Origin of the sequence: Enterobacter sp. BIDMC 29 (assembly GCF_019378755.1) — a bacterium.
GTDB lineage: Bacteria > Pseudomonadota > Gammaproteobacteria > Enterobacterales > Enterobacteriaceae > Enterobacter > Enterobacter ludwigii.
Map to the genome: position 1 here is coordinate 3,840,867 of NZ_CP080000.1, position 16,657 is coordinate 3,857,523.

Annotated in this window: 15 protein-coding genes; 4 read left to right on the forward strand and 11 right to left on the reverse strand. The window is 55.2% G+C overall.

All coding sequences use genetic code 11. From position 1 onward, the window contains the following. Nucleotides 1-109 precede the first annotated feature (109 nt). Nucleotides 110-1,369 carry a transcription termination factor Rho gene (gene rho / locus JTA15_RS16970; RefSeq protein ID WP_008501566.1) on the reverse strand — a complete coding sequence of 420 codons (1,260 nt, stop codon included), beginning with the start codon at nt 1,367-1,369 and terminating at the stop codon, nt 110-112. A 341-nt stretch (nt 1,370-1,710) separates the two neighbouring features. Then, nucleotides 1,711-2,040, reverse strand: a complete 330-nt coding sequence (trxA, locus tag JTA15_RS16975; RefSeq protein ID WP_219372529.1) for a thioredoxin TrxA — start codon at nt 2,038-2,040, stop codon at nt 1,711-1,713. 144 nt (nt 2,041-2,184) lie between these two features. On the opposite strand from trxA, the gene rhlB reads away from it, so the two are divergent. Both rhlB and gppA read left to right on the forward strand, forming a co-directional pair. Further along, nucleotides 2,185-3,450, forward strand: coding sequence for an ATP-dependent RNA helicase RhlB (rhlB, locus tag JTA15_RS16980; protein WP_014172158.1), 1,266 nt, complete (start codon nt 2,185-2,187; stop codon nt 3,448-3,450). 6 nt (nt 3,451-3,456) lie between these two features. Next, complete coding sequence (gene gppA, locus JTA15_RS16985; protein WP_020882895.1) at nt 3,457-4,941, forward strand: guanosine-5'-triphosphate,3'-diphosphate diphosphatase; 1,485 nt, start codon at nt 3,457-3,459, stop codon at nt 4,939-4,941. 48 nt (nt 4,942-4,989) lie between these two features. On the opposite strand, the gene rep is transcribed toward gppA, so the two are convergent. Continuing rightward, nucleotides 4,990-7,014, reverse strand: a complete 2,025-nt coding sequence (gene rep, locus JTA15_RS16990) for a DNA helicase Rep (RefSeq protein WP_014172160.1) — start codon at nt 7,012-7,014, stop codon at nt 4,990-4,992. Nucleotides 7,015-7,099: 85 nt separating this feature from the next. On the opposite strand from rep, the gene ppiC reads away from it, so the two are divergent. Beyond that, nucleotides 7,100-7,381 carry a peptidylprolyl isomerase PpiC gene (gene ppiC, locus JTA15_RS16995; RefSeq protein ID WP_008501570.1) on the forward strand — a complete coding sequence of 94 codons (282 nt, stop codon included), beginning with the start codon at nt 7,100-7,102 and terminating at the stop codon, nt 7,379-7,381. A gap of 68 nt (nt 7,382-7,449) precedes the next feature. Here ppiC and ilvC read toward each other — a convergent pair whose 3' ends face one another. Beyond that, a complete protein-coding gene (ilvC, locus tag JTA15_RS17000) occupies nt 7,450-8,925 on the reverse strand; it encodes a ketol-acid reductoisomerase (protein ID WP_014172161.1) in 1,476 nt (491 codons plus the stop codon). A gap of 153 nt (nt 8,926-9,078) precedes the next feature. On the opposite strand from ilvC, the gene ilvY reads away from it, so the two are divergent. After that, nucleotides 9,079-9,969, forward strand: coding sequence for an HTH-type transcriptional activator IlvY (gene ilvY, locus JTA15_RS17005; RefSeq protein WP_020882896.1), 891 nt, complete (start codon nt 9,079-9,081; stop codon nt 9,967-9,969). On the opposite strand, the gene ilvA is transcribed toward ilvY, so the two are convergent. From ilvA to ilvL, 7 genes are all read right to left on the reverse strand, one after another. Then, nucleotides 9,966-11,510, reverse strand: a complete 1,545-nt coding sequence (gene ilvA / locus JTA15_RS17010; RefSeq protein ID WP_025202773.1) for a threonine ammonia-lyase, biosynthetic — start codon at nt 11,508-11,510, stop codon at nt 9,966-9,968. The genes ilvY and ilvA overlap by 4 nt on opposite strands. 2 nt (nt 11,511-11,512) lie before the next feature. Continuing rightward, nucleotides 11,513-13,363, reverse strand: coding sequence for a dihydroxy-acid dehydratase (gene ilvD / locus JTA15_RS17015; RefSeq protein WP_020882897.1), 1,851 nt, complete (start codon nt 13,361-13,363; stop codon nt 11,513-11,515). A 60-nt stretch (nt 13,364-13,423) separates the two neighbouring features. Beyond that, on the reverse strand, nt 13,424-14,353 hold the full coding sequence (ilvE, locus tag JTA15_RS17020) for a branched-chain-amino-acid transaminase (protein WP_025202772.1): 930 nt from the start codon (nt 14,351-14,353) through the stop codon (nt 13,424-13,426). Between the two features lie 18 nt (nt 14,354-14,371). Further along, nucleotides 14,372-14,635 carry an acetolactate synthase 2 small subunit gene (ilvM, locus tag JTA15_RS17025; protein ID WP_014172166.1) on the reverse strand — a complete coding sequence of 88 codons (264 nt, stop codon included), beginning with the start codon at nt 14,633-14,635 and terminating at the stop codon, nt 14,372-14,374. Next, on the reverse strand, nt 14,632-16,278 hold the full coding sequence (gene ilvG / locus JTA15_RS17030) for an acetolactate synthase 2 catalytic subunit (protein ID WP_078775113.1): 1,647 nt from the start codon (nt 16,276-16,278) through the stop codon (nt 14,632-14,634). The genes ilvM and ilvG overlap by 4 nt, the downstream gene beginning before the upstream one ends. Nucleotides 16,279-16,280: 2 nt before the next feature. Then, nucleotides 16,281-16,331, reverse strand: a complete 51-nt coding sequence (gene ilvX / locus JTA15_RS17035; RefSeq protein ID WP_102046757.1) for a peptide IlvX — start codon at nt 16,329-16,331, stop codon at nt 16,281-16,283. An 86-nt stretch (nt 16,332-16,417) separates the two neighbouring features. Then, a complete protein-coding gene (gene ilvL, locus JTA15_RS17040) occupies nt 16,418-16,516 on the reverse strand; it encodes an ilv operon leader peptide (RefSeq protein ID WP_001311244.1) in 99 nt (32 codons plus the stop codon). Nucleotides 16,517-16,657: the final 141 nt, after the last annotated feature.

Genomic DNA, 16,657 nt, shown 5'->3' on the forward strand with positions numbered 1-16,657 from the left:
ATCTTATTGTCGCACTGACTGGTCTGAAATGGGAGTCTGCATTAATAGCGTATAAGCCATAAAAGAAAAACGCCACGTAAAAACGTGGCGCTTGCTGGCTTTATTTGCGTTACGAGCGTTTCATCATATCGAAGAAATCGTCGTTAGTTTTGGTCATCGCCAGTTTGTTAATGAGGAACTCCATTGCGTCGATTTCACCCATTGGATGGATGATTTTGCGCAGGATCCACATTTTCTGCAGCTCTTCCTGGGTGGTGAGCAGCTCTTCTTTACGGGTACCGGAACGGTTGTAGTCGATAGCCGGGAAGACGCGTTTCTCAGCAATTTTACGAGAGAGGTGCAGTTCCATGTTACCTGTACCTTTAAACTCTTCGTAAATAACTTCGTCCATTTTGGAACCCGTATCGATCAGCGCCGTAGCGATGATGGTCAGGCTGCCGCCCTCTTCCACGTTACGTGCCGCACCGAAGAAGCGTTTTGGACGATGCAGGGCGTTAGCGTCCACACCCCCCGTCAGCACTTTACCGGAAGCCGGAACGACGGTGTTGTAGGCACGCGCCAGACGGGTGATGGAGTCGAGTAGGATGATCACGTCTTTCTTGTGTTCAACCAGGCGTTTCGCCTTCTCGATAACCATTTCCGCAACCTGAACGTGGCGAGATGCGGGTTCGTCAAAGGTAGAAGCAACCACTTCACCTTTAACCAGACGCTGCATCTCGGTCACTTCTTCCGGACGTTCGTCAATCAGCAGTACCATCAGTACGCAGTCTGGGTGGTTATAAGCGATGCTCTGCGCGATATTCTGCAGCAGCATGGTTTTACCCGCTTTTGGCGGTGCGACGATCAGACCACGCTGGCCACGACCGATTGGCGATGCCAGATCCAGGACGCGAGCGGTTAAATCTTCAGTTGAGCCGTTACCACGCTCCATGCGCAGGCGAGAGTTCGCGTGCAGCGGCGTTAAGTTCTCAAACAGGATCTTATTACGGGAGTTTTCCGGTTTGTCGAAGTTAACTTCATTCACTTTCAACAGCGCAAAGTAGCGTTCACCCTCTTTTGGAGGACGAATCTTACCTGAAATGGTGTCACCAGTGCGGAGGTTGAAACGGCGGATTTGGCTAGGGGATACGTAGATGTCGTCAGGGCCGGCGAGGTAGGAGCTGTCTGCAGAGCGGAGGAAACCAAATCCGTCTTGCAATATCTCCAGCACACCGTCGCCAAAGATATCTTCGCCACTCTTAGCATGCTGCTTCAGGATGGCGAAAATGATGTCCTGCTTGCGCATACGAGCCTGGTTTTCCAGCCCCATATTTTCGCCGAGAGTGATCAGCTCAGAAACCGGCGTATTCTTTAATTCGGTAAGATTCATAATGGTGTGGGTTCTTAAACTCGGGGTGATACTCGAACTTAATGTTGTGAATGGTATGGCAGGGTCATCCATGCCTGTTTAGCGGCCATCAACTCATGTCTGTTCGCTGTCTGGTCACAGGGAAAAAACGCAGAACTGAAACGACAAGACGGATTGAGTGACAAGCCCGGAATTTAGCAACTTCACGCACTGTTTGTGTCAACAACGGGAAGTATCGGGTAAAACAAGATTCAAACAACAAGATATGTTTAAAACGAAGTCATAGCTAACTTAGCACGACTTCAGCCGGGCGTCCAGAGTTCCACATAATTTAGGCGCTCTGGACGCGCAGCAAAGAAACCTTACGCCAGGTTAGCGTCGAGGAACTCTTTCAGTTGACCTTTGGACAGTGCGCCCACTTTGGTCGCTGCCACTTTGCCGTTTTTGAACAGCAGCAGGGTCGGAATGCCACGGATACCGTATTTTGGTGCGGTGCCCGGGTTCTGGTCGATGTTCAGCTTGGCAACGGTCAGTTTGCCCTGATATTCGTCAGCGATCTCATCCAGAATCGGGGCGATCATTTTGCAAGGACCACACCATTCAGCCCAGAAATCGACGAGTGTCAGCCCGTCAGCCTTAAGTACGTCCGTGTCAAAACTGTCGTCAGTCAGGTGAATAATTTTATCGCTCATATATAACTCCACAGGAATAAGCCTGGTACGTTGGTTTCGCCCTCATCAACGACGTGTTGATGTCGCATTAACCAACTAAAGGTTGACTTTATTTCACCGGATACGCTTTCGTAAAGCAATAGTAAGCTGATATTCTACCACACTATGAGCAAAACACATTTAACAGAACAGAAGTTTTCCGACTTCGCCCTGCACCCAAAAGTGATCGAAGCCCTTGAAAATAAAGGGTTTCATAACTGCACGCCCATTCAGGCTCTCGCCCTGCCGCTGACGCTGGCGGGACGTGACGTAGCAGGGCAGGCGCAAACCGGTACTGGCAAAACGATGGCGTTTTTAACGTCAACGTTTCATTATTTACTTTCTCATCCAGCGATTGCAGACCGCAAAGTTAACCAGCCGCGCGCGCTAATTATGGCCCCGACGCGAGAACTGGCGGTACAGATCCACGCAGACGCTGAACCCCTGATGCAGGCTACGGGCCTGAAAATTGGCCTGGCTTATGGCGGCGATGGTTACGATAAGCAGCTGAAAGTGCTGGAAAGCGGTGTGGATATCCTGATCGGTACCACCGGCCGTCTTATCGACTACGCAAAACAGAACCACATTAACCTTGGTGCCATCCAGGTTGTGGTGCTGGATGAAGCTGACCGTATGTACGATCTGGGCTTCATTAAAGATATCCGCTGGCTGTTCCGCCGCATGCCACCCGCGAATCAGCGCCTCAACATGCTGTTCTCTGCGACCCTGTCGTATCGCGTACGCGAACTGGCATTCGAGCAGATGAACAACGCCGAATATGTGGAAGTGGAACCCGAGCAGAAAACCGGCCACCGCATCAAAGAAGAACTCTTCTATCCTTCCAATGAAGAGAAAATGCGTCTGCTGCAAACGCTGATCGAAGAAGAGTGGCCAGACCGCGCCATTATCTTCGCGAACACCAAGCACCGCTGTGAAGATATCTGGGGCCATCTGGCTGCAGACGGTCACCGTGTTGGCCTGCTGACGGGCGATGTTGCGCAGAAAAAACGCCTGCGTATTCTTGAAGAATTCACCCGTGGCGATCTCGATATTCTGGTCGCCACCGACGTCGCAGCGCGCGGCCTGCACATTCCAGCCGTTACGCACGTCTTTAACTATGACCTGCCGGATGACTGCGAAGACTATGTACACCGTATCGGTCGTACCGGTCGTGCGGGTGCAAGCGGCCACTCTATCAGCCTCGCGTGTGAAGAGTATGCGCTGAACCTGCCGGCGATTGAGACATACATCGGCCATTCTATTCCGGTGAGTAAGTACAACCCGGATGCGCTATTAAGCGAACTGCCGCCGGCTAAGCGCCTTACCCGCGCCCGCTCCGGCAATGGCCCGCGTCGATCTGGCGCGCCGCGTAATCGTCGTCGCTCAGGTTAAAAAATTATGCTCAGCTCCACCTCGCTTTATGCGGCAATTGATCTCGGTTCGAATAGTTTTCATATGCTGGTTGTGCGCGAGGTGGCGGGAAGCATACAAACGCTGACGCGCATTAAGCGCAAGGTCCGCCTCGCGGCGGGCCTGAGCAGCGATAATCACCTCTCTCCTGAAGCCATGGAACGTGGCTGGCAGTGCCTGCGACTCTTTGCAGAGCGTCTGCAGGATATCCCGCATTCCCAAATCACCGTCGTCGCCACAGCAACACTCCGCCTGGCGGTTAACGCCGTGGATTTTATTGCCAAAGCGCAGGAAATTCTCGGTTGTCCGGTGCAGGTTATCAGCGGTGAAGAAGAAGCGCGCCTGATTTATCAGGGTGTTGCGCACACCACGGGAGGCGACGATCGTCGTCTGGTTGTGGATATCGGGGGCGCCAGTACCGAACTCGTGACCGGCACCGGTGCGCAGGCAACGTCGCTATTCAGCCTGTCGATGGGTTGCGTAACCTGGCTTGAGCGCTACTTTACTGACCGCAATCTGGGTCAGGAGAACTTCGACGAGGCGGAAACTGCCGCACGCGAGGTGTTACGCCCGGTGATGGACGAACTGCGCTACCACGGCTGGAAAGTCTGCGTGGGGGCCTCCGGTACCGTGCAGGCATTGCAGGAAATTATGATGGCGCAGGGCATGGATGAGCGGATCACGCTTGCCAAGCTTCAGCAGCTTAAACAGCGGGCCATTCAGTGCGGGCGTCTGGAAGAGCTGGAAATTGAAGGCCTGACGCTTGAACGCGCGCTGGTATTCCCGAGCGGGCTCGCGATCCTGATCGCCATTTTCACCGAGCTGAACATCAAATGTATGACGCTGGCGGGTGGCGCGCTGCGTGAAGGTCTGGTCTACGGGATGTTGCACCTGTCGGTCGATCAGGACATTCGCAGCCGTACCCTGCGAAACGTGCAGCGTCGTTTCCTGGTTGATATCGATCAGGCAGGCCGCGTGGCACAGCTGGCGTCACGCTTCGCCGATCATGTGGCTAACGCCTGGGATCTGGACCCTTTGAGTCGCGATCTGCTGCTAAGTGCCTGTGCACTGCATGAAATCGGGCTGAGCATTGATTTTAAACAGGCCCCGGCTCATGCCGCTTATCTGGTGCGTAACCTCGATTTACCCGGCTATACCCCTGCGCAGAAAAAGTTGCTGGCAACGCTGCTGCTGAACCAGACCAATACCGTTGACCTCTCCTCTTTGCATCAGCAAAACGCCGTACCGCCGCGCGTGGCCGAGCATATGTGCCGCCTGCTGCGTCTGGCTATTCTGTTTGCCAGCCGCCGCCGCGATGATTTGCTGCCGGCACTCAATCTGGTGGCGGATGACGAGAAACTTTCGCTGACGTTGCCGGAAAACTGGCTGGATAATCATCCGCTTGGGGCGGAGATGGTCGAGCAGGAGTGTCAGTGGCAGAGCTACGTACACTGGGTGCTTGAGGTGAAATAACAGGGCGGACATGCCCGGTAACGCTACGCTTGCCGGGCGTGTAACAACCTACCCCTTCTCTTTGGCTTTCGCCAGCATGGCGCGGATGTTAGCGACGTTCGCCTGCCCCTTATGCATCCGCTCTTCAGCCGTAATCACTTTACGCTCCTGCTCCCAGATGAGGTCGTCCTGCGGAAGTTCCAGCAGGAAACGGCTCGGCTCCGGGCGCACCAGTTCACCATATTGTCTACGCTCTTTGCACAGCGTGAAGGTCAGCTCTTTCTGAGCGCGCGTGATGCCTACATAGGCCAGACGGCGCTCCTCATCGACGTTATCTTCATCAATGCTGCTCTGGTGCGGCAGTAACCCCTCTTCCATGCCAACCAGATAGACATACGGGAATTCCAGACCTTTTGATGCATGCAGCGTCATCAGCTGAACCTGATCGGCCTCTTCTTCGCTCTCGCCGCGCTCCATCATATCGCGCAGGGTAAAGCGGGTAACCACCTGCGTCAGGGTCATCGGTTCATCAATCTCCGAGCCTTCCAGCATTTCAGTCATCCAGCTGAACAGCTGGTTAACGTTTTTCATGCGCATCTCGGCCGCTTTCGGACTGGCGGAGGTTTCATACAGCCAGGACTCGTAGTCGATACCGTGGATAAGGTCGCGCACGGCGGCGATAGGTTCGCGCTCTGCCAGCCGCTGCACTTCACCAAGCCAGTGGGTAAAGCGGGTTAACGAATCGTAGCCGCGTCCGGTGAGCGTCTGACTCAGCCCCATATCGAAGCTGGCGGTAAACAGACTCTTATTACGCGTCATCGCCCACTCGCCAAGCTTTTGTAGCGTCGCCGGGCCAATTTCCCGTTTCGGGGTATTCACGATACGCAGAAACGCGCTGTCATCATCCGGGTTAGTGAGCACACGCAGGTAGGCCAGAAGATCTTTGATTTCGGGCCGCGAGAAAAAGGAGGTCCCGCCCGAAATTTTGTACGGGATGCGGTTTTGCATCAGCATCTTTTCAAAGACGCGTGACTGGTGGTTGCCGCGATAGAGGATCGCGTAGTCTTTGTATTCGGTTTTATTGACGAAGTGGTGGGCGATAAGTTCGCCTGTGACCCGCTCCGCTTCGTGCTCTTCATTGTTGGCACTGAGCACTTTAAGCTCTGTACCGTAACCCAGTTCGGAGAACAGGCGTTTTTCGAACACGTGCGGGTTGTTGGCGATCAGGATGTTCGCGGCTTTAAGGATACGCCCGGAGGAACGGTAGTTCTGCTCCAGTTTGATCACCTGCAGCGCCGGGAAATCTTTACTCAGCAGGACCAGGTTTTGCGGACGCGCACCGCGCCAGGAGTAAATGGACTGATCGTCATCACCGACCACCGTGAAACGCGCGCGCTGTCCCACCAGCAGTTTCACCAGTTCATACTGACTGGTATTGGTGTCCTGATACTCATCCACCAGCAGGTAGCGGATTTTATTCTGCCAGCGCTCACGCACCTCTTCATTACGCTGCAGCAGTAGCGTGGGAAGCAGGATCAGGTCGTCGAAATCCAGTACGTTACAGGCTTTCATATGCGCATCGTACAGACCGTAGCAGTGGGCGAAGATCCGATCCCGCTCGCCTTTGGCGATCGCCGCGGCCTGGGCCGGGGTCATCAGATCGTTTTTCCAGTTGGAGATCGTCGAGATCAGCTGTTGCAGCAGAACCTTATCATCTTCGATCAGCCCCTCGGTGAGCTCCTTGAGCAGGGCCACCTGGTCGGTATCGTCAAACAGTGAGAAGTTGGATTTCATCCCCAGCGCGGCGTATTCACGTTTGATGATATCCAGCCCCAGCGTATGGAAGGTTGAAATCATCAGACCGCGCGCCTCTTTACGCCCCAGCGTCTGGCCGACACGCTCTTTCATCTCGCGCGCTGCTTTGTTGGTGAACGTCACCGCCGCGATGTGGCGAGCCTGATACCCGCAGCCGCGGATCAGGTGGGCAATCTTATTGGTGATGACGCGCGTTTTGCCGGATCCCGCGCCCGCCAGCACCAGACAGGGTCCAGTGACAAATTCGACGGCTTGTTGTTGTCCGGGGTTTAAACGCATAAATGATCACTCAATGAAAGTCAGGAGGGGAGAATAACAGCGTGGTAGTATAGCGAGCCTAATCCATACCACTCAAGGCACGATCATGGCAAAAACCGCGGCAGCACTGCATATCCTTGTAAAAGAAGAAAAACTGGCTCTGGATCTTCTCGAGCAGATCAAAAACGGCGCCGACTTCGGCAAGCTGGCGAAGAAACACTCTATTTGTCCGTCAGGTAAACGCGGCGGTGATTTAGGTGAATTCCGTCAGGGTCAAATGGTTCCGGCGTTCGATAAAGTGGTCTTTTCCTGCCCGGTGCTGGAACCCACAGGCCCACTGCACACGCAGTTTGGCTACCATGTTATTAAGGTTCTGTACCGCAAATAACAGCAAGGCCTTCTCTGAGAGAAGGCCTTGTACGTTTCGTCAGGTCAGGGCATCAGCCCGCCCGGTTATTAACCTGCTACCGCGATACGTTTCATATCGGTCATGTAGCCACGCAGTTTCTGACCCACTTTCTCGATTTCATGGCCGCGAATGGCTTCGTTTACATCGCGCAGCTGCGCGTTATCCACAGCACCTTCCGCAATCGCTTTGCCCAGATCGCCCGGCTGCAGGGTCGTCATGAACTCTTTCAGCAACGGTACGCAAGCGTAAGAGAACAGGTAGTTACCGTACTCGGCGGTATCAGAGATAACCACGTTCATTTCGTACAGACGCTTACGGGCGATGGTGTTCGCAATCAGTGGCAGCTCGTGCAGTGATTCATAGTAGGCAGACTCTTCGATGATGCCGGAATCCACCATGGTTTCGAACGCCAGCTCAACGCCAGCTTTCACCATCGCAATCATCAGAACGCCTTTATCGAAGTACTCCTGCTCGCCGATTTTACCTTCAAACTGTGGGGCGGTTTCAAAAGCGGTTTTACCGGTCTCTTCACGCCAGGTCAGCAGTTTCTTATCGTCGTTAGCCCAGTCCGCCATCATGCCGGAAGAGAACTCGCCGGAGATAATGTCGTCCATATGTTTCTGGAACAGCGGTGCCATGATCGTTTTCAGCTGTTCAGACAGCGCGTAAGCACGCAGTTTCGCCGGGTTGGACAGACGGTCCATCATCAGCGTGATACCGCCCTGCTTCAGCGCTTCGGTGATCGTTTCCCAGCCGAACTGAATCAGTTTTTCTGCGTATGCCGGGTCTGTACCCTCTTCCACCAGCTTGTCGAAGCACAACAGAGAGCCCGCCTGCAGCATACCGCACAGGATGGTTTGCTCACCCATCAGGTCAGATTTTACTTCCGCGACGAAAGACGATTCCAGAACGCCCGCACGGTGGCCACCCGTTGCTGCAGCCCACGCTTTGGCGATCGCCATACCTTCGCCTTTCGGATCGTTTTCCGGGTGAACGGCGATAAGCGTTGGCACGCCGAAGCCACGTTTGTACTCTTCACGTACTTCTGTACCCGGGCACTTCGGTGCCACCATCACAACGGTGATGTCTTTACGGATCTGCTCGCCCACTTCAACGATGTTAAAGCCGTGGGAGTACCCCAACGCCGCACCGTCTTTCATCAGCGGCTGCACGGAACGCACAACGTCAGAGTGCTGTTTGTCTGGCGTCAGGTTAACCACCAGGTCTGCCTGGGGGATCAGTTCTTCGTAGGTACCAACTTTAAAACCGTTTTCGGTCGCTTTGCGCCAGGACGCACGCTTCTCAGCAATCGCTTCTTTACGCAGGGCGTAGGAGATATCCAGACCGGAGTCACGCATGTTCAGGCCCTGGTTCAGACCCTGGGCGCCGCAGCCGACGATGACCACTTTTTTACCCTGAAGGTAGCTCGCGCCATCGGCAAATTCGTCGCGCGCCATAAAGCGGCATTTGCCCAGCTGCGCCAGCTGCTGGCGCAAATTCAGTGTATTAAAGTAGTTAGCCATAATGGACTCCGTGATGTTGTGTTGTTGTGCTTATTGTTCGGTTCGCTTTTGCGAGAATGAACTTACTATATGACAGGAAATTTATTGCGGAAATTGATATATTCACAACGTCACGTTGCAATATTTGCAATGTAAAAAGGGGGAGTGAAATCAGTGGATTTACGCGATCTGAAAATGTTCCTGCATCTGGCGGAAAGCCGTCACTTTGGGCGCAGCGCCCGGGCGATGCACGTCAGTCCCTCCACGCTTTCGCGCCAGATCCAGCGCCTTGAGGAAGACCTCGGCCAGCCTTTGTTTGTACGCGACAACCGTACCGTCACCCTGACGGAGGCCGGTGAGGAGTTACGGGTCTTTGCCCAACAAACGCTGCTGCAGTATCAGCAGCTGCGACACACCATTGACCAGAAAGGGCCATCGCTGTCCGGCGAGCTGCATATTTTCTGCTCCGTGACCGCGGCCTATAGCCATCTGCCGCCGATTCTTGACCGCTTTCGCGCAGAACAACCGTCGGTGGAAATTAAACTCACCACCGGTGATGCCGCCGACGCAATGGAAAAAGTGGTGACAGGCGAGGCGGATCTCGCCATTGCCGGGAAACCCGAAACCCTGCCAGGCGCTGTCGCGTTCTCAATGCTGGAGAACCTGGCGGTCGTGTTGATTGCCCCCGCGTTACCCTGCCCGGTGCGTAATCAGGTGTCGGTGGAAAAACCAGACTGGTCCACGGTGCCTTTTATCATGGCCGATCAGGGGCCGGTGCGCCGTCGTATTGAGCTCTGGTTTCGTCGCCAGAAGATCAGCAACCCGTCAATTTACGCGACGGTTGGCGGGCATGAGGCGATGGTGTCAATGGTGGCGCTGGGCTGCGGCGTGGCACTGCTGCCGGAAGTGGTCCTGGAGAACAGCCCGGAACCGGTGCGTAATCGCGTGATGATTCTGGAGCGCAGCGACGAAAAAACGCCGTTTGAGCTTGGCGTGTGCGCACAAAAAAAGCGGCTGCAGGAGCCGCTTATTGATGCCTTCTGGCAGATACTGCCTAACCACTAGCCCGCCAGGAAGAACCTGAACGCCGGGTTATGGGTTTCATCGTGACACTCATAGCCCAGCTCGTTCAGCCGCGTTTCGAAATCAGGCTCGTGCTCGCCCAGTTCGAAGGCGGCCAGCACGCGCCCATAATCGGTACCGTGGCTGCGGTAGTGGAACAGAGAGATGTTCCAGTGCGTGCCCAGCGTATGCAGGAACTTGAGCAACGCGCCCGGTGACTCCGGGAACTCGAAGCTGTAGAGACGTTCCTGCAGCGGCTTCGACGGACGCCCACCCACCATGTAACGCACGTGCAGTTTCGCCATCTCATCGTCAGAGAGATCCACGACGCTGTAGCCACCTTCGTGGAGCAGGTGGAGGATCTCTTTACGCTCTTCCAGACCACGGCTTAACCGTACACCGACAAAAATGCAGGCATCTCGGGCGTCGGCAAAACGGTAGTTAAACTCCGTGACTGAACGGCCGCCCAGCAGCTGACAAAACTTCAGGAAGCTGCCCTTCTCTTCCGGAATGGTAACCGCCAGCAGCGCTTCGCGTTGCTCACCCAGCTCGCAGCGTTCGGAAACATAGCGCAGACCGTGGAAGTTCACGTTGGCACCAGAAAGGACATGCGCCAGACGCTCGCCGCGGATGTTGTGCTGCGCGATGTATTTCTTCATCCCCGCCAGCGCCAGCGCGCCGGAAGGTTCCGCTACCGCACGCACATCTTCGAACAGATCTTTCATTGCGGCGCAAATGGCGTCGCTGTCGACGGTGATAATATCGTCGAGATACTCCTGGCAAAGACGGAAGGTTTCATCGCCAATGCGTTTAACCGCCACGCCTTCAGCAAACAGCCCGACGCGTGGTAAGTCCACCGGATGACCGGCATCCAGCGCCGCTTTCAGACAGGCCGAGTCTTCCGCCTCAACGGCAATCACTTTGATTTGCGGCATCAGCTGTTTGATCAGCACCGCTACGCCCGCCGCGAGGCCGCCACCGCCAACCGGCACGAAGACGCGGTCGAGATGCGCATCCTGCTGCAGCAGCTCAAGCGCCAGCGTCCCCTGTCCGGCAATGACCATCGGATGATCGAACGGCGGCACCCAGGTAAACCCCTGTTGCTGCGCCAGCTCTATCGCTTTGGCTTTGGCTTCGTCAAAGTTTGCGCCGTGGAGCAACACTTCACCGCCGAAACCGCGTACGGCATCCACTTTGATATCAGCAGTAGCAACCGGCATAACAATCAGCGCTTTCAGCCCCAGGCGCGCTGAGGAGAACGCGACGCCCTGCGCGTGGTTGCCCGCAGAGGCGGTAATCACCCCCCGCGCTTTTTGCTCGTCGGTCAACCCGGCCATCATTGCGTAGGCGCCACGCAGCTTGAAGCTGTGTACCGGCTGGCGGTCTTCGCGTTTCACCAGAATCACGTTGTCGAGGCGCGAGGAGAGTTTTTCCATCTTCTGCAGCGGCGTGACCTGTACGGCTTCATAGACCGGTGCACGTAGCACCGCCCTGAGGTATTCCGCCCCCTCAGGGGCGGCGGATAACGGTTGCGACTCGGCCATCATTAGCCCCCAAGTTTCGATTTGTCGCGCACCGCGCCTTTATCTGCACTGGTGGCAAGGCTCGCATAGGCGCGCAGGGCGAAGGAGACGTCGCGCTGGCGATCTTTTGGCGTCCAGGCTTTGTCACCGCGAGCTTCCTGGGCTTCACGACGCGCCGCAATCTCCTGGTCGCTCAGTTTCAACTGAATACCGCGATTCGGGATATCAATTTCGATCAGGTCGCCATCTTCAATAATCGCGATGTTGCCGCCGCTTGCCGCTTCCGGTGACACGTGGCCAATGGAGAGACCAGACGTACCGCCAGAAAAACGTCCGTCGGTGATCAGCGCACAGGCTTTACCGAGGCCCATGGATTTCAGGAAGGTGGTGGGATAGAGCATCTCCTGCATACCCGGCCCGCCTTTCGGCCCTTCGTAGCGAATGACAACCACGTCGCCTTCCACCACTTTGCCACCGAGAATAGCCTCTACCGCGTCGTCCTGGCTTTCGTACACTTTTGCCGGGCCGGTGAATTTGAGAATGCTGTCATCCACGCCTGCGGTTTTTACAATACAGCCGTTTTCTGCAAAGTTACCGTAGAGCACGGCCAGACCGCCGTCCTTGCTGTAGGCATGTTCCAGTGAGCGAATACAGCCTTCTGCACGATCGTCATCCAGCGTGTCCCAGCGGCAATCCTGTGAGAAGGCCTGGGTGGTACGAATACCTGCCGGGCCGGCGCGGAACATCTTTTTCACCGCATCGTCTTTCGTGAGCATGACGTCGTATTTGTCCAGCGACTCCGGCAGCGTCAGGCCGAGCACGTTTTTGACGTTGCGGTTCAGCAGCCCGGCGCGATCCAGTTCACCGAGAATACCCAGTACGCCACCCGCACGGTGGACATCTTCCATGTGGTACTTCTGGGTACTCGGCGCAACTTTACAGAGCTGCGGTACTTTGCGGGACAGCTTGTCGATATCGCTCATGGTGAAGTCGATTTCAGCTTCCTGCGCGGCGGCCAGCAGGTGGAGAACGGTGTTGGTGGAACCACCCATGGCGATATCCAGCGTCATGGCATTTTCAAACGCGGCTTTGCTGGCGATATTACGCGGCAGCGCGCTTTCATCATCTTGCTCGTAGTAGCGTTTGGTCAGCTCAACGATGCGTTTACCGGCATTGAGGAACAGCTGTTTACGGTCGGCGTGGGTCGCCAGCAGCGAGCCGTTGCCCGGCTGAGACAGACCCAGCGCTTCGGTCAGACAGTTCATGGAGTTCGCAGTGAACATACCTGAGCAGGAGCCACAGGTTGGGCACGCAGAACGTTCAACCTGATCGCTTTGCTCATCAGAAACTTTTGGATCCGCGCCCTGAATCATCGCATCGACCAGGTCGAGCTTGATGATTTTATCGGAAAGCTTGGTTTTACCCGCTTCCATTGGACCGCCGGAGACGAAGATCACCGGAATGTTCAGACGCAGGGAAGCCATCAGCATCCCTGGGGTAATTTTGTCGCAGTTGGAGATACAAACCATGGCATCCGCGCAATGGGCGTTCACCATATACTCCACCGAGTCGGCGATCAGCTCACGCGACGGCAGTGAATAGAGCATACCCCCGTGACCCATCGCGATACCGTCATCCACCGCAATGGTGTTGAACTCTTTCGCCACACCGCCGGAGGCTTCGATTTGCTCGGCAACGAGTTTGCCGAGATCGCGCAGGTGCACGTGGCCCGGCACAAACTGGGTGAAGGAGTTCACCACGGCGATAATAGGCTTACCGAAATCGGCGTCGGTCATCCCGGTGGCGCGCCACAGTGCGCGGGCACCTGCCATGTTACGGCCATGAGTGGTGGTGGCGGAACGATACTTAGGCATGCTTTATTTACTCCCGTCTGACTATTGAATGGGACGGTGCGTGCCGTCCCATATTTATGCTTATTGATTAACCTGATCCAGCCAGCCGTATTTATCTTCCGTTTCACCGGTGAAGAGGCCAAAGAAGGCTTGCTGAATACGTTTGGTGACCGGACCACAGCGGCCAGCACCAACCTGAATACCGTCTACGCTACGAACCGGCGTAATTTCCGCCGCGGTACCGGACATGAACACTTCATCGGCCAGGTACAGGGATTCGCGGGACAGGACCTGCTCACGGACTTCGATACCCAAATCTTTTGCCAGCTTGATGATGGCGTCACGGGTAATGCCCGGCAGGGCGGAAGAGGTAAATGGCGGCGTAAACAGAATGCCGTCTTTCACTTCGAACAGGTTTTCACCTGCACCTTCAGAGATATAGCCATTCACGTCCAGCGCGATACCTTCCTGATAACCGTGACGGCGCGCTTCGCTACCGACCAGTAGTGAGGAGAGGTAGTTACCGCCCGCTTTTGCCGCCGTCGGGATCGTGTTTGGTGCCACGCGGTTCCAGGAAGAAACCATTGCGTCGATCCCCTGCTCCAGGGCTTCAGCCCCCAGATAAGCACCCCACGGGAACGCAGCAATGATCACATCGGTGGTATAACCGGCTGGCGGGTTCACGCCCATGCCCACATCACCTACAAACACCAGCGGACGAATATAGGCACTGGTGAGGTTGTTCTTACGAATCACGTCGCGGCAGGCTTCCATCAGCTCATCCACGCTCTGAGAAACCGGGAAACGATAAATTTTGGCTGAGTCATGCAGACGCTGCATGTGTTCGCGATGACGGAACACCACTGGCCCTTTGTGTGAGTCGTAGCAACGGATGCCTTCGAAGACAGAGGTACCGTAATGCAGCGCGTGGGACATAACGTGGACTTTCGCGTCCTCCCAGCGAACCATCTCACCATTGAACCAAATGTAATCAGCTTTTTTTGTCGTCATTTTCTCTTCCTGTCGCGCTTAAGCACGGATCTGTTGTGATGTGGTTGTGCTCTGGCAGATGGCAACATGTGCAACGTCTACCAGTTTTGTTAACTGACTAAACAGTAAGTCGACCGACCGCGGGCTGGCAACGGTTAATTCGATACTGATATTTTGAGCATCAGTGGCCGTCTCCATATTCATAGAGCAAATCTGAAAGCCACGGTGACGTACCACACGCAAAACGCGTTCTAATGTCTCTGGATTGAAGCGAGCCTGCACGGCGACCTGATGTTGCATCATGATAATTTCTCCAGCATTTGTGAGTTACTGGCACCTGGCGGTACCAACGGCCAGACATTCTCAAGCTCGTCGATTGAGACATGAAGCAGGTACGGCCCTTCGCTTGACAGCATGGTGTCGAGTGCCGCTTCAACCTGGTCTTTACGGGTGATGTGCTGGCCAGGGATACCAAAGGCACTGGCCAGAATGAGGAAATCAGGGTTATCCGTCAGGGTAGTCTCACTGTAGCGTTCCTGGAAAAACAGCTGTTGCCACTGACGAACCATTCCTAAACGCTGGTTATCGAGCAAGACGATTTTCAACGGTAACTGCTTGCGCTTAACGGTGCCCAGCTCCTGCACGTTCATCATGAAAGAGCCGTCACCGGAGATACAGATAACCGTATCGTTCGGGCGGGCAACCTGCGCCCCAACCGCGGCAGGGAGACCGAAGCCCATCGTCCCTAAGCCGCTGGAGGTAATGAAGTTTTCCGGGCGCGTGTAAGTCATGTGCTGTGCTGACCACATCTGGTGTTGGCCTACATCCGTCGTGACCACACAGTCTGCCGGTTTACGGTCGGACAATTGCTTTAACAGCAGTGGCGCATAGATGGCGTCACCAGGATGGTCGTAACGCCAGGTATGTTCAACGCGCATTTCGGCGGTGTGCTGACGCCATGCGTCGATTTTCAGAGGCTGCTGTAAAGCCGGTAATAACGCGTTGAGATTGCCCTGCAGGGCCACATGCGCCTGACGCAGTTTGTTCATCTCCGCCGGGTCGATATCCATGTGGATCACGTTAGCATTCGGCGCGAAGGTATTCAGCTTGCCGGTGACACGATCATCAAAACGGGCACCTACGGCGATCAGCAAGTCACACGCCTGCACGGCCAGGTTCGCCGCTTTGGTACCGTGCATCCCCAGCATGCCCAGATAGTACGGATAGTCCGCATCTACCGCGCCAAGACCTTTCAGCGTACAGGTGGCGGGCATTTGCGTAACCGCGATGAATTCGCGCAGGGCGGGAACGGCCTGTGCCATACCAACCCCACCCCCTACGTACAACATCGGTTGTTTAGCGTGGGCAATCATCTGCCGCGCCTCTTCCACCGCGGCGTGCGGGAATGCATCGTCGCTTTCAACGGTGGAGAAGTGCGGCTCCAGATCGCCCAGAGCAACCTGGATATCTTTCGGGATATCAACCAGAACCGGTCCAGGGCGACCAGAGTTTGCCACCTCAAACGCCTCTGCCATCACACGCGGCAGCTCTTCCAGAGACTGAACGAGGAAGCTGTGTTTGGTGCAGGCCAGTGACAAGCCGAGCACGTCCACTTCCTGGAAGGCATCAGTGCCAATGAGGGGAGAAGCCACCTGACCGGTGATGGCGACAACGGGAACGGAATCAAGCAGTGCATCCGCCAGGCCGGTGATCAGGTTTGTGGCGCCCGGCCCTGAAGTTGCCATGCAGACACCGGTTTTACCGGTGGCACGTGCATAGCCAATGGCGGCCATCGCAGCGCCCTGCTCGTGTCGGCACAAGAGGTGTTCCACGCCGCCGTCATACAATGCATCGTAAATCGGCATTATTGCGCCCCCCGGATAACCGAAGACAGTGTCGACTCCCTGTGCGCGCAACGCATGTACTACCCACTGTGCACCATTCATAGTTAGTTCCCCGTCATAAATCGGGAGAAACAGAATTTTGTGCTATTAGTCATTCTCTGCTCCTCGTGTAAGTTTTTTAGTCATAAAAAAACCCCCGGACCTTTCGGTGCGGGGGTCTTAGTTCGTTAAGGCTTGATTTCTAAGCCTTTCCTCGTCCAAGTGCAGCCCCGCACGGTGGGATAATAATCACCACCACGCTAATCACGACCAGGCTAATCACTCGTAGAAGGGCTGTCATTTTCAGTTCTTTTTGCATCTTGTTCGAAGGAATACCTAAAGAGGTATCACAGTTTTTGAATCAAACACAAGATTTATTTATGGCTGGTTTCGTTAGCCTGCGAATCATATTTTATGAACACATTGTTTTATATGAAGAAAT

What these genes read in the sequence shown, in the direction of transcription:
- ppiC (WP_008501570.1), top strand. Translation starts at nt 7,100, where the DNA reads ATGGCAAAAACCGCGGCAGCACTGCATATCCTTGTAAAAGAAGAAAAA.
- ilvL (WP_001311244.1), bottom strand. Translation starts at nt 16,516, where the DNA reads ATGACAGCCCTTCTACGAGTGATTAGCCTGGTCGTGATTAGCGTGGTG.
- ilvM (WP_014172166.1), bottom strand. Translation starts at nt 14,635, where the DNA reads ATGATGCAACATCAGGTCGCCGTGCAGGCTCGCTTCAATCCAGAGACA.
- rhlB (WP_014172158.1), top strand. Translation starts at nt 2,185, where the DNA reads ATGAGCAAAACACATTTAACAGAACAGAAGTTTTCCGACTTCGCCCTG.
- rep (WP_014172160.1), bottom strand. Translation starts at nt 7,014, where the DNA reads ATGCGTTTAAACCCCGGACAACAACAAGCCGTCGAATTTGTCACTGGA.
- rho (WP_008501566.1), bottom strand. Translation starts at nt 1,369, where the DNA reads ATGAATCTTACCGAATTAAAGAATACGCCGGTTTCTGAGCTGATCACT.
- gppA (WP_020882895.1), top strand. Translation starts at nt 3,457, where the DNA reads ATGCTCAGCTCCACCTCGCTTTATGCGGCAATTGATCTCGGTTCGAAT.
- trxA (WP_219372529.1), bottom strand. Translation starts at nt 2,040, where the DNA reads ATGAGCGATAAAATTATTCACCTGACTGACGACAGTTTTGACACGGAC.
- ilvE (WP_025202772.1), bottom strand. Translation starts at nt 14,353, where the DNA reads ATGACGACAAAAAAAGCTGATTACATTTGGTTCAATGGTGAGATGGTT.
- ilvD (WP_020882897.1), bottom strand. Translation starts at nt 13,363, where the DNA reads ATGCCTAAGTATCGTTCCGCCACCACCACTCATGGCCGTAACATGGCA.
- ilvG (WP_078775113.1), bottom strand. Translation starts at nt 16,278, where the DNA reads ATGAATGGTGCACAGTGGGTAGTACATGCGTTGCGCGCACAGGGAGTC.
- ilvA (WP_025202773.1), bottom strand. Translation starts at nt 11,510, where the DNA reads ATGGCCGAGTCGCAACCGTTATCCGCCGCCCCTGAGGGGGCGGAATAC.
- ilvC (WP_014172161.1), bottom strand. Translation starts at nt 8,925, where the DNA reads ATGGCTAACTACTTTAATACACTGAATTTGCGCCAGCAGCTGGCGCAG.